Annotated in this window: 10 protein-coding genes; 5 read left to right on the top strand and 5 right to left on the bottom strand. The window is 64.6% G+C overall.

Features of this window, described 5'->3' with window-relative positions:
• The first annotated feature begins 78 nt into the window (after positions 1–78).
• The 3 genes from L0G76_RS02435 (at position 79) to L0G76_RS02445 (ending at position 3,611) form a co-directional block, all read left to right on the top strand.
• Complete coding sequence (locus L0G76_RS02435; RefSeq protein ID WP_304355791.1) at positions 79–1,344, top strand: class I SAM-dependent methyltransferase; 1,266 nt, start codon at positions 79–81, stop codon at positions 1,342–1,344.
• Between the two features lie 97 nt (positions 1,345–1,441).
• Positions 1,442–2,278 carry a sulfurtransferase gene (locus tag L0G76_RS02440; RefSeq protein WP_304355792.1) on the top strand — a complete coding sequence of 279 codons (837 nt, stop codon included), beginning with the start codon at positions 1,442–1,444 and terminating at the stop codon, positions 2,276–2,278.
• Between the two features lie 457 nt (positions 2,279–2,735).
• A complete protein-coding gene (locus tag L0G76_RS02445) occupies positions 2,736–3,611 on the top strand; it encodes a C40 family peptidase (RefSeq protein ID WP_304355793.1) in 876 nt (291 codons plus the stop codon).
• 117 nt (positions 3,612–3,728) lie between these two features.
• On the opposite strand, the gene L0G76_RS02450 is transcribed toward L0G76_RS02445, so the two are convergent.
• The 5 genes from L0G76_RS02450 to L0G76_RS02470 form a co-directional block, all read right to left on the bottom strand.
• On the bottom strand, positions 3,729–5,351 hold the full coding sequence (locus tag L0G76_RS02450; protein ID WP_304355794.1) for a glycoside hydrolase family 3 protein: 1,623 nt from the start codon (positions 5,349–5,351) through the stop codon (positions 3,729–3,731).
• Between the two features lie 43 nt (positions 5,352–5,394).
• Positions 5,395–6,891, bottom strand: coding sequence for a mannitol dehydrogenase family protein (locus L0G76_RS02455; RefSeq protein WP_304355823.1), 1,497 nt, complete (start codon positions 6,889–6,891; stop codon positions 5,395–5,397).
• 38 nt (positions 6,892–6,929) lie between these two features.
• Positions 6,930–7,907, bottom strand: a complete 978-nt coding sequence (locus L0G76_RS02460) for a carbohydrate ABC transporter permease (protein WP_304355795.1) — start codon at positions 7,905–7,907, stop codon at positions 6,930–6,932.
• Positions 7,904–8,848, bottom strand: a complete 945-nt coding sequence (locus L0G76_RS02465) for a carbohydrate ABC transporter permease (RefSeq protein WP_487246979.1) — start codon at positions 8,846–8,848, stop codon at positions 7,904–7,906. Before L0G76_RS02465 ends, L0G76_RS02460 begins: the two co-directional genes overlap by 4 nt.
• Before the next feature lie 83 nt (positions 8,849–8,931).
• Positions 8,932–10,290: an ABC transporter substrate-binding protein gene (locus L0G76_RS02470; RefSeq protein ID WP_304355796.1), complete on the bottom strand. Its 1,359-nt coding sequence runs from the start codon at positions 10,288–10,290 to the stop codon at positions 8,932–8,934.
• 174 nt (positions 10,291–10,464) lie between these two features.
• Between L0G76_RS02470 and L0G76_RS02475 the strand changes: the two genes are divergently transcribed.
• Together L0G76_RS02475 and L0G76_RS02480 are read left to right on the top strand one after the other, a co-directional pair.
• A complete protein-coding gene (locus L0G76_RS02475) occupies positions 10,465–11,466 on the top strand; it encodes a sugar-binding transcriptional regulator (RefSeq protein WP_304355797.1) in 1,002 nt (333 codons plus the stop codon).
• Entirely contained in the window at positions 11,463–13,052 is a 1,590-nt protein-coding gene (locus L0G76_RS02480) for a xylulokinase (RefSeq protein ID WP_304355798.1), read from the top strand. The genes L0G76_RS02475 and L0G76_RS02480 overlap by 4 nt, the downstream gene beginning before the upstream one ends.
• The last annotated feature ends 7 nt before the right edge of the window (positions 13,053–13,059 follow it).

Raw genomic sequence — 13,059 nt, forward strand, 5'->3', positions numbered from 1 at the left:
TGACCGAATCAGACGGCTGACCGAATCAGACGGCTGACCGAATCAGACGGCTGACGCCGGGACGATAGGGTGAAAGGTATGGATCCGCAGACACTCACCGAACTCCTCGACGTCTCCGTCCTCGACCGGCTCGACCGGATCGAGGACCTGCCTGCGGACGAGCTTGCCCGCTCCTCGGCGCTGCGCAAGGAAGGCTATTCCGCCGAGGTGACCGCGGCCCTGCTGACTCAAGCTCAGCTGCGCAAGGACGCTGTGAAGAAACTCGGCCCCTTCGCCCAGGACATGCTGTTCACTCGCGACGGTCTGGCCCAAGCCACACGACTGCCGGTGGCCGCGCACCACGCCCGCCGCCTCCTCGGCGAGGGCGAAGACACCGGTGGTGACAACGACACTGATGATTCGGCAGATGCCGCGTCCACGGCCTCCGCCCCCACGATCGCTGATCTGGGCTGTGGGATCGGCGCCGACTCCTTCGCCTTCGCCGGGATGGGTGCCCAGGTCACCGCCGTCGACGCGGACGAGGTCACCGCTGCCATCGCCAGCTTCAACCTCCGCCATCTGGCCGATGCCGGCGTCGAGCACGCTCGGGCTGAAGACGTCGACACCGCCGATTTCGACGCACTGTGGTTCGACCCGGCCCGCCGCACCGTCGGGAAGGGCACCAAGCGCGGATCGACCGCACGCATCGTCGATCCCGAGGAATTCTCCCCCTCCCTGTCCTGGGTCATCGACAAGGCGATCGCGGCGAAGGCCGCCGGAGTCAAGCTCGGGCCAGCACTCGACCACAGCCTCATTCCCGATGAGGCCGAGGCACAGTGGGTCTCCCACCTCGGCGAGGTCGTCGAGGTCTGCCTCTACTTCGGTGCCGCACGGCAGCGCCCCGGACGCAGCGCCCTCGTCATGGGTGAGCGCACACTCCTCGTCCACGAAGACGACCTGCCAGCCGACGATGAGGACGGCGTCGGTAAACTCGGTCAGTACCTCCTCGAACCCGATGGAGCGATCGTTCGCGCAGGACTCGTCACCGCCTTGTGCGGACCGTTGCAGGCTCGCCGCGTCCACCCGAAGATCGCCTATCTGACCACGGATGTCGCCCCCAGTGGGCCCGCCTCGGCCGGGGTCAGCGCCTACGAGGTCACCGATGTCCTTCCGGCGAAGATCCCGAGCCTGCGCAAGGCCCTCATCAGCCGCGGCATCGGCTCGGTCGTGATCAAGAAGCGCGGAGCTGATATCGTTCCTGACCAGGTCAGGCGTCAGCTCAAACTGCCGTCCGGAGACAAAGCGACATTGGTGTTCACCCGCCTGGGCGACCGCCATGTCGTCCTCTTGACCCAGCCCTGCTGAATCGATCCCGCTGAATCGATCCTGCTGATTCGATCCCGCTGACCGCTTGCCATTTCCCACCCAACGCCTTTCGCCCCATCTCACTAGGAGAATCCCCATGAACCGCTCCGACGTTCTCATCACCGCCGACGAGCTCCTGGATCGCCTCGCCGACGACGGATCCACGCCGAGGCTGCTCGACGTCCGCTGGACACTGCAGAAGCCCGATGGCCGCGACGATTTCGCCGCCGGGCACATCCCCGGAGCGATCTACGTCGACCTCGATGCGGAACTCGCCGCACACTCCGAGACCGACCCCACTGCGGGACGCCACCCCCTACCGTCTGCCGACGCATTCCAGGAACAGGTCCGGGCCTGGGGCATCGACCAACTCACCGATGTCGTCGTCTATGACGACAACTCGGGACAGGGCGCTGCCCGGGCATGGTGGCTGCTCCAATGGGCGGGCATGAAGGCACGCGTCCTCGACGGTGGTCTGAGCGCATTCGTCGCTGCCGGCGGAGAATTGACCACCGGAGCCAGCGCCTCTGTGGAGCCGAGCACCGTGACCATCTCCCCCGATTCGATGCCCGTCATCGACGCCGATGCTGCGTCGAAGTGGACAGGAGTCCTGCTCGACGCTCGCGCCGGTGAGCGCTTCCGCGGAGAGACCGAACCGCTCGACTCCCAGGCCGGCCACATTCCCGGCGCCACGAGCGCCCCGGCCAGCGAGAACACCGACGACGGCAGATTCCTCGACGAGGAATCCCTGCGCCAGCGCTTCTCTGCCCTCGGCGCCCTCGATCAGCCCGTCGGCGTCTATTGCGGTTCAGGCGTTAGCGCCTGCCACAATGCTCTCGCGCTGGCCACCCTCGGCATTGAGACAAGCCTCTACCCCGCCAGCTGGTCAGGCTGGTCCGCTGACCCCGCTCGCCCCGTCGCAACCGGCGCCTGATCACTCAGCGCTCGCGGCTGCAAGCGCAACCACGCAGCTGCAAGCGAAAACGCGCAGCCCGGGCCCCGGCTCGCCGAACCGCCGGCCGCTGGCCTCGTCAAGCTCGAGCGAGAATTCACCCCCACGGGGTCGTTACATACGCCGATTCGTTACATAGAACCGGCGAATGCGCCCAGAAGTGTGCTGTTTCACTTCTGAGCCGCGCTGCGCAACAGCCAAATGTTACAGAGAATCCCGCGACGAATAAGCTTCTGACCTGGCATGTTACAGAATTTTTAAGATCATCACGGTCTTTATAACAGAAACGTGACATTAGGTCACCGATTGGTTACAGTTGTGGGAGTCGTCAACGAAAGTGACGACTTCACACCGAGAGCCGCACGCCACGCTCGATGTGAAATTCTTAAGGACCGAAAGTGGCGGTTGGGACTTCTCCAATAGGTGACGAGAGGAAAACGTGGCAATTAAGCAGCATGGCCGCCGCGCCGCAGAAGCCAAGGTCAAGACCCCATTGACCGAACTGACCGACATCATGAGTGCCAACTCCGCCGTCTTCGGGCGTCGCGCAGCAGTTGTTGCTGCCAGCGGCGGTCTGCTCACCGCAGCCGTTCTTCCGGCAGCGGGACAGGGAACAGACGACAAAGCTGCAGTCTCCGCCGAGTCAGAAGCCCAGCCACAGGTCGAATACGAGAACCAGACGGCGACCGTCAACGCAGGCGAAGGCTCGTCTTCCAAGGACAAAGACAAGAAGCAAGGCGCGTCATTCGGCGCAGAGGTCGAGAAAGTCACTGCTGAGGCCGCTCCCAAACCGAAGCCGAAGCCCGAGCCAGAGCCCGTCGAGACCGCCGAAGAGACTGCTCCGAGCCCTGAGCCCGCCGAGGACGAGACTGAGGATTCCTCCGAGTCCGCAAACACCGGTTCCTCGGATTCCGGCGACAAGGACAAGAGCGAGAGCAAAGACTCCGGTTCAGATGATGCCGGCTCGATCGACGGCTCCAAGGCAGAGCAGGTGCTCGGCTGGGCCGCTAAGGGTGTCGGCACTCCATATGTCTACGGTGGAACCTCGCAGAGCGGCTGGGACTGCTCCGGATACACCTCATGGGTCTACAGCAAGGTGGGCGTGAACCTTCCTCGCAGCTCCGGTGCCCAGAAAGCAGCCGGACAGGTTGTCTCCCAGTCGGAGGCCAAGCCCGGTGACCTCATCTGGCACCCAGGCCACGTCGGCATCTACGCCGGCGGCGGACAGATGTACGATGCCGGTTCCCCAGGTTCAGGCACCTCGAAGCGCAGCTACAGCTGGATGGGCAACGTCACCTTCATCCGCGTTCTCTGATCCAGGCATTCACCCGAACCCCTCGTCCGGCTTGATGGTCCCCAGCCGGACGAGGGGTTTCTGCATGCCCCAGGCCCCCTCGGTCCCCTCGGACACTGCGGCCACGATCCTCACGCATCACCCGCAGTCGGGAGCCTTGTCACTGCCGTCATAGTCGACCGGCAGTGTGCCGGTTGCGGTGAGATCGCCCTTGAGCCATTTCGCAACGGCCCCCAGCGCGTTCGGGTTGCTGTCGTAGGCGGTGACTGCCGTGTTCGCCGAAGTATCGCGCATCGTCCACGGTGCGGCAGTGCCCACAGCCACCTCGGCGGAGGTGTTCGGACTCAGGCTCACCCTCGTACCCTCGGAACCGACAGCAAGACCCGCATCCTTCGCCGCATCGGCGAGCGCCGACTTCTCCTTCTCACTGCCGCCGACGATCGAGATCGCGTCGGTGCCTTCGAACGCGCACTCACCTTTGAGGACCGTCAGAGACTTCTCCGCCACATCGGTGAGGACATCCCGCGGATCCTCGGCACTGGCTGCCCCGCCACCGGCGATCGTCTTCTGGGTCTCAGCCGTCGCCAACTGCATCGCCACCACACGCTCCGCCTTCTTCTGCAGAGCGTCCTTCTTCAGGTCACCGTTCTTCATGGCCTTGACCACTGCCCGCTGTGCGGCGGCGGAATCCGGGGGCATGAGTGCGATATCGGCACCGGCAGACAGCGCCCTGACCGTCTCTCCCCCACCCTGGTTCTGGTCGACGGCCTTCATATTGAGGGCGTCGGTGACGATGACACCGTCGAAGTCGAGCGTGTCCCGCAATGCGGAGTAGGCCCGCTTGTTCAGCGTCGCCGGTGTCGTCTTCGCATCCGGCAGGCCGATGTGGCCCATCATCACCATCGGAATGCCGACCCTGACAGCGGATTTGAACGGCAGCAGGTCCGTGTCCTCGAGGTCCTTGATGCTCTTCTTCGACACCGGCAGGCTCTCATGCGAATCGGAGTGAAGCCGGCCGTGGCCGGGGAAATGCTTCGCAGAACTGGCGACACCGCCGAGGTGGTAGCCCGTCGCAGCCTGAGCGACCACCTCGGCGACGTCCTTGTGATCATCACCGGCCGAGCGCACGTTGATGGCCACGTCCTTCTCCCCAGTGGTGACATCGGCCGTTGGGGCGAAATCGATGGTGAAACCCAGATCGGTGAGGTTCTGGGCCTGGACCTGCGTCGCGGTCTGCGTCAGTTCAGGGTCTTGGGCGGCCCCGAGCGCCATGAGCGGTGGGAACGGCAGTGCTCCGGTGCTCAGTCGCGATACGGGCCCACCCTCTTGATCGACGCCGATCGACACCGGCTGCCCCGTGGAACGGGCCCCCTTGATCGCATCGGTGACGCCTTTGACCTGGTCAGGAGTCGGTTCCTCGGGCAGGTTGTCGGCCATGACGATGACCCCGCCGAGGTGGTTGTTCTCCACCAGATCCGCCCCGGTCTGGGCGTCGGTGCCCGACCAGGTGCCGATGATGAGAGACCCGGCGAGCTCATCGTCGGAGAACGAGTCGACGATCGTCTCCGCCTGATCGGCGAAGTCATCGGGGCCGATATCCGCTGGGCCGGGAGCAGCGGCTCCTTCGGGTTCGGCCTTCTGCGCCGATCGTGAGGCACCGTCTCCCCCACTCGTCTCCGGTTTCGGGTCACTCGATCCGCCTGAGCAGCCGGTCAGGGCGAGCACGACGGTGACAGCGATGATGCCGAGTCTGGGTCGCATAGCCCCATGCTAAACGTCGAAGCTGAACCGGCGGTTGATGGATTCACAGTTCCTCGTGGGCGGCGAGTCGTCGAACTGTCTCCTTCGCTCCTCGTGCGTGCAGCGACTCAAGAGCTGCGAGGTAGGCCGACGTGAAACGGGGGTCATCGGCGATGGGCCCGAAGAACTGCTCCTGCCGAACGAAGGCCAAGGGATCCGCGGCCTGTGCCTGCGCGACCTGCTGCAGTTCGTTCGCATAACGGTCGACGATGCGCAACGCCGCCCCCTGCTCATCTCTGCCTTCGGCGTAGCGGGCCCAGGACGCGCAGATCGCTGCCGAGACCTCGACCGGTGCACCAGAGCTGAGATTGTCGACGATGACGGGGACCAGCCATTTCGGGATTCGATCAGAGGATTCGGCGCCGAGGCGGGCCAAGGTATCGCGGATCTCGGGATTGCTGAAGCGTTCGATGAGTGAGTCCTTGTACCCGTCGAGATCGATGCCCGGCAAAGGCTCAAGACTGGGTGTGCCTTCCTCATCCATGTATCTGCGCAGGTAGATCGCGATATCGGGATTCTCCATGGCTTCATGAGCGTAGGTGCAGCCGGCGAGGAGGCCGAAGTAGGCCAGCCCCTGATGCCCGGAGTTGAGCAGGCGCAGCTTCATGTGTTCGTAGGGCCTGACGTCCTCGACGACCTGCACTCCTGCCAGCTCGTACGGGGGACGGCCCGAGGTGAATGTGTCTTCGAGCACCCATTGGAAGAAGGGTTCGGCGACCACGGGCCAGGCATCCTGCAGTCCGGTGTCCTCGCCCAAGTCGGCCCGGTCCTCATCGGTGGTGGCCGGGGTGATCCGATCGACCATGGCGTTCGGGAACGCGACGTGGGCGTCGATCCAGTCGGCGAGTTCGGGGTCGACGAAACGGGCGAAGGCGCCGAACATCCTCTTCGCCACATGGCCGTTCTCCGAGATGTTGTCACACGACTGCACCGTGAATGGGAGCACTCCTGCGTCTCGGCGTCGTCGCAGAGCCTCGATCACATAGCCGAAGACCGTGCTCGGCAGCTCCCCCGCGGCCAGGGCGGCCACATCGGCTGCGATCAGCGGCTCCTCGGAGATGAACTCCCCGGTCACCGGGTTGACGTTGTATCCGCCCTCGGTGACGGTGAGCGAGACGATGCGGATGCTCGGATCGCCGAGGAGGTCGAGGAGTCCCTGCGGGTCATCGGGTCCGTAGCGGTAGTCGATGATCGACCCGATCACCCGTCGTTCGCGGGTTCCGTCGGGGTGCTTGAGCGTCAGCGAGTAGAGGTGATCCTGTGCCGCCAGAGCGTCGCGCATCCGCACATCGTGGGGCAGCACACCGGCTCCCACGATCCCCCAGCCTCCGGCTCGTCCGGCTGCCATGAGGTCATCGAGGACCATGGCCATATGGGCGCGGTGGAACCCGCCGACGCCGAAGTGCACGATGCCGGGAGTCACGGCGCTCCGGTCGTAGTCAGGGACGCTGACTCCGCGGGCCGCAATCCGGTCGAGGTTCGATCCGTGCAGTGCCAGCATGTCCCGGCCTTCGTGCGCAGAATCCGTGGAATCCGTCATCATTTCACCGCGCCCATCGACAGGCCCTGGACGAGTTTGTCCTGGGCGGCGATGCCGGCGACGAGCACCGGCACCGAGATGATCAGCGAGGCCGCGCACACCTGGGACAGGAACAGTCCCTGGGACGTGACGAAACTGGTGAGGAACACCGGTGCCGTCGATGCCGCTGTTGAGGTCAGCACATTGGCGAAGAGCAGTTCGTTCCACGAGAAGATGAAGCAGATGAGCGCCGTGGCTGCCAGACCGGGCGCGGTCAGGGGCAGCAGTATCTTCATGAAGACACGGGGAAGCCGGGCACCGTCGAGCTCAGCGGCCTCGAGCACCTCAACCGGCACCTCGGCGAGGAAGGATCGCATCATCCACACGGCGATGGGCATGTTCATCGCCGAGTAGATGATGATGAGCAGCAGCCAGGTGTCGAGGATGCCGAACATCTGCGCGACCAGGTAGACGGGCAGCAGTCCGGCGACCATCGGCAGCATCTTGGTCGAGAGCAGGAAGAACAGAACGTCTGACCAACGTTTGATCCGGCGAATGGCCAGGGAGTACGCAGCCATGGTCGACAGGACCAGCACGATGAGAGTGGACACGATTGCCGCGACCGCCGAGTTGATGAGGTAGGGCCAGGGGCTCACGCCGCTGCTTCCGCCGAAGAAGTTGGAGTAGGACTCCAGCGTCAACGGCGCAAAGAAGCTGGGAGGGTTCGTCGACGCGTCGGTCTCCGCATGCAGGCTGGTCAACAGCATCCACAGCAACGGGGACACGAAGAGGAGTCCGATGAGCCAGGCAAGGAGGCCGAGCAGGACCTTGCCGATTCTGCGCTGTCCCGGACGTCGCGACGCACTCACCTTCTGTCGGGACCGAGCGGTGCCTCCAGGGTCGGCGGCCCCTGCCGGGTCAGTGGCGGCTGCTGCTGAGTCGGTGGAGCGTGCGGGGTCGGTGGCGCCTGCGGACTCCGTGATGTCTGAGGTGCTCATGAGTTCTCCTCCTTGAGCAGAGTGGATGCGGTGCGCAGTGCGAAGGTCGCGATGATGAGCGAGGCGATGACGACGATCACGCCGACCGCGGAGGCGACTCCGTAGTCTTGGGCCACGAAGAACTCCTGGTAGATGACATACGGCAGGTTCGCGGTTCCGAGTCCGCCGGAGGTCATTGTGAAGACGGTGTCGAAGTTCTGCACGATGTAGATCGTGCCGAGCAGAGCCGCGAGTTCGATGTAGCGGCGCAGGTGCGGCAAGGTGATGAATCGGAATGTCTGTCCCGGTCCCGCGCCGTCGACCAGGGCTGCCTCGTAGACGTCCATGGGACGCGACTGCAGACCTGCCAGCATGATGAGCATCATGAACGGGGTCCATTGCCAGACGAGCACGATGCCGATTCCCAGCAGCGGATATGAGCTCATGAGGTCCGGTTGCGGTGCACTCTCGCCGAAGACCGCGGTCAGCAGCCCATTGACCAGTCCGTAGGAGGGGTTGAAGATCGCATGCTTGAACAGCAGAGCCGCAGCCACGGGCACGATCAGGAACGGCGTGATCATCAGCGTGCGCACGAATCCGCGTCCGATGAACTTACGGTCGAGGAGAAGCGCGATGGCCAGACCCAGCACTGCCGAGACCAGGACGACCGAGACGGTGAGTCCGACGGTCACGAACACTGCACGCAGCAGGTCCGCATCCGTGAAGACGGTGATGTAGTTGCGCAGTGTGCCGAAGCTGATGTCATCGGGATAGGCGGCGTTCCATTTCATGAACGAGATGACGATCGTGATCGCGAACGGAATCTGCGTGACGAGGATGACGAAGATCAGCGCCGGCAGCATCGGGGCCCGCAGGGACCACCGTTTTCGAGCGCTCGGTGCCGCGGCTGCAGCCGATGTGGGCGCCGCCTGAGTTCGGCGGTCTTGGGCAGGTGCTGACAATGGACGACCTCCGGTGATGGATGGCGGTGGGGCGTGCGGGTGCTCGGGCGGAGTCGCTGATGCCCCCGCCCGAGCCGCCTCATTCACTCCTTGTACTTGTCTCCGACCTTCTCTGCTTCCTTCTGCCCCTGCTCCAATGCCTTGTCCACCGTGGTGCGACCGGCAATCGCCGAACTGATGTCCTCGGAGATGCCCGTCGCCAGGTCAGCGAATTCGGGAATGGTCACGAACTGCACGCCGAGAGTCGGGCGAGGCTGCACACCGGGATTCTTCGGATCGGCCGATTCGATGGCGTCCTCGGTCTGTTCGTAGAACGGCGCCGCGGCCTTCTGATAGTCCGGGTTCTCATAGGTCGAGGCGCGCTTGCCTGCGGGCACGTGCTGCCAGCCCAGCTCCTCAGCCACGGTCTCCTCATAGTCCTGCGACGAGGCCCACGCGACGAACTGCTTGGCAGCGTCTTGGTTCTTGCCCGCTGCCTGGATGCCCCAGGCCCAGGTGTAGAGCCACGAGCTCGACTTCGTTTCCTTCACCGGTGCTGCGACATAGCCGATCTTGTCTTTGACCGGCGAGTCATCGGCTTCGAGGGTTCCGGTTGCCGCCGTCGAGTCGTACCACATCGCGACGTTGCCCTGCTGCAGGTTGGTCAGGCACTCGGTGTAGCCGGCCTGCGGTGCCCCTGATTCGCCGTGGTCCTTGATGAGATCGACGTAGAAGTTCGTCGCCTCCTTGAATTCCGTGGAATCAACCTGAGCGTCCCAGTTCTCGTCGAACCAGGTACCGCCGAAGGTATTGACCACGGTGGTCAGCGGCGCGAACATCTCGCCCCATCCGGGCAGGCCGCGCAGACAGATTCCCTTGGTTCCCTTTTCGGCGCCGTCGACCTTCTCAGCCAGATCGGCGACTTCGTCCCAGGTCGGCTTGTCCGGCATCGTCACGCCCGCCTTCTCGAAGATGTCCTTCCGATACATCAGGAAGGACCCCTCTCCATAGAACGGCTCTCCATAGATCTGGTCCTGATAGGTCATCGATTCGGCCATCGGCTCGAGGATGTCGTCCTGATTGAACCCCTCGGCATCGACCACCCCATCATCCATCGAGGTCAGCCACCCGTTCTCGGCGTATGTCGGCACTTCGTAGTTCGACATCGAGGCCACGTCATAGTTGCCGGCCTGTGCTGAGAACTCCTGGCCGATCTTGGCGCGAACCTCGTTCTCCGGCAGCACCGTGTAGTTGACCGTGATTCCGGTGTCTTTCGTGAAATGATCCGCGGTGAGCTTCTGCAGGTCCTGCATCTGCGGATTGTTGACCATGAGAACGTTGACTTCTTCGTTGCCTCCGCCGCTCGAACTGCCCCCGGCGCCGCCACACCCTGCGAGTGTGAGTGCTCCGACCACTCCGATGGCCGCCGCTGTGACAGCCCGGCCCGTGATCTTCTGCTTCATCGTGATTGCCTTCCCTCATCGTCGCGGGATTGCTGCCCGCCCTCGGGTGTGCTTGACGAAAATCATATGAGCATCGGTGCTCACATGTGCAATACTGTGTCATGATTTAATCAGATGTGCAATAGATCACAAATGAGCGGCCAGATTCTCGCCGTCGATTCCGAAGGGAGAGCCATGAGCACAGCACCCACCGCCAGACACCGCCGGTTCCTGGCTCAGCTGGCCAGAGAGCACTATGTCCAGGGCGCCTCGAAAGTGGAGCTCGGAAAAGCGCACGGACTCAGCCGGTTCCAAGTCGCCCGACTGCTTCAGGAAGCCGTGGACAGCGGAGTCGTCACGATCTCCATCGAAGCCGATGCCGCCGAAGGCGACGGTGCTGCCGAGCGGTTCGCAGCGGCCCTCGGCCTGGAGTCAGCGGTCATCGTCGCATTCGGGTACGAGGCCGGGCACGAGGCCGAGCATGAGGTCGACGCTGCTCAGCGAATGGGTCGGGCAGCACTGGCCTACGTCGATCGGCGCGCCCGTCCGGGAATGCGCATCGGTCTGGCCTGGTCACGCACACTCGATGCCGCAGCAGAATTCGCCCCTGCGCTCCCCCGGTGCACGGTCGTTCAGCTCGCCGGTGCGCTCCAACTCGGCTCGCATCGTCCCAGCGCCGGAATCTTCGCACGCCTGGGACAGGACGCCGCCGTGACCATGGTCCGATTGCCGGCTCCTCTGCTGGTCACCGAGGCGGACACCGCTGCAGATCTGGGTGCCCTGCCCGAAATCTCCAGTACGCTCTCAGCGGCCGACGATCTCGACCTCGCCGTGATTTCGGTCGCCGCATGGGCCGAGGGACAGTCCTCGGTGTGGGAGAAGTGCAGTCCCCAACAGCGAGCGGCAGGGCTGGCCGACGGCGCGGTGGCCGAAGCCTCCGGTCGCCTCTTCGACGCCGCCGGGACCGAGGTCGACACCATCGATGACCGCGTCATCGCCGTCACCCTCGACCAGCTGCGAAATGCGACGACAACCGTTGGGGTGGCTCGTGGAGCACAGCGCGCCGAGGCTGTTCGTGCAGCCTGCGCCGCCGGAATCCTCGATGTCGCCATCGTCGACGAGGCGCTGGCCCAGGAGATCCTCGGCAGCTCGCCGACGAAAGTGCTGGCGGACTCACCGACAGAGGATTCCCGATGACGGCCGATCGCAGGCTGGCGGCCGGTGTTGATTCTTCGACGCAGAGCTGCAAGGTCGTCATCGTCGATCCCAGCACGGGCGAAGTCCTGCGCACCGGATCGGCCCCGCACCCCGCCGGCACAGAGGTCAACCCCGAATATTGGTGGTCGGCACTGCGTCAGGCAATCGGCGATGCAGGCGGGTTCGCCGATGTCGCCGCCGTCAGCATCAGCGGACAGCAGCATGGACTCATCGCCCTCGACAGAGGCGGAGAGGTCATCCGCGACGCTCTGCTGTGGAACGACCTGCGCAGTGACAGGGCAGCACGGACACTCATCGCAGAAGTCGGTGCCGATGAGTTCGTCGACCGGACCGGCGTCGTTCCCGTCGCGTCCTTCACCGGGGCCAAACTGCGGTGGCTGCGCGACCACGAACCGGACAACGCCTCCCAAGTGGCTGCCGTGGCACTGCCCCATGACTGGCTGACCTGGCGACTGCTGGGCTATGGGCCCAGCAGCTCAGAGGCCCCACGGGGACCAGACCTGGAGGCGCTCGTCACGGACGCCTCCGACGCCAGCGGCACCGCGTACTTCTCCGCGGTCACCGGAGACTACGACTTCGAGCTCTTCCGCACAGCGTTCGGCACCACAGCACGGGAAGCAGCTGGTTCCCGAACGCACGGGGGCACCGGACCCACTGCGGTCAGTCCCCGCGACGAGGCTGTTCTGCTCCCCCGAGTTCTGCGCCCCCACGACAGTGCCGGCCGCACCCCCGAGGGCATCCTCGTCGGTCCTGGTGCCGGGGACAATGCGGCTGCTGCACTGGGCCTCGGAGCTGCCCCGGGCGATGTCGTCATCTCGATCGGCACCTCGGGCACGGTCTTCAGCCCGACCAGGTTGGAGATCAACGATCCGTCCGGAATGGTCGCGGGATTCGCCTCGGCCGATGGTGGGCGGCTTCCGCTCGTCGCCACCCTCAACGCCGCCCGCGTCCTCGACTCCGCAGCAGCGCTGCTGCGGGCCAGCCATTCCGATGTGGCCGCTCTTGCCCTTGCCTCGGAACCGGGGGCGAACGGCCTCACCCTCGTCCCCTATTTCGAGGGCGAGCGCACCCCCAATCTTCCGGATGCGACGGCCCGGTTGGAGGGCATGACCTTGGCGAACTCCTCCCCGGAAAACGTCGCTCGCGCCTTCGTCGAAGGCATGCTGTGCGGGCTGGCGGACGGTCTCGACGCGGTGCTGCGGCAAGGCGTCACCGCCGAACGACTGCTCCTCATCGGCGGAGCGGCCCGCAATCCCGCAGTCCGGGAAGTGGCCAGAGACATCTTCACCGTCCCCATCGACGTGCCCGAACAGGCCGAATACGTGGCCATCGGGGCTGCCCGGCAGGCGGCGTGGACACTGACCGGTTCCTCGCCGAGGTGGCAGGTCGAACTCGTCGCGACTCTGCATCCGCGACCATCACAGGTCCGCAGGCAGTATCGCTCATTCGCACACACCAGCCTCACTCCCGACCCCAATGTCACCGACAGCACCAGTCCCGCCCCCGAGAACTCAGACAATGATCACCGCGGATCGTCGGGTGCCCGTGCACCCGTGAAAGGTTGAGATTCAC

Source organism: Brevibacterium picturae (assembly GCF_030453725.1).
Taxonomy (GTDB): domain Bacteria; phylum Actinomycetota; class Actinomycetes; order Actinomycetales; family Brevibacteriaceae; genus Brevibacterium; species Brevibacterium sandarakinum_A.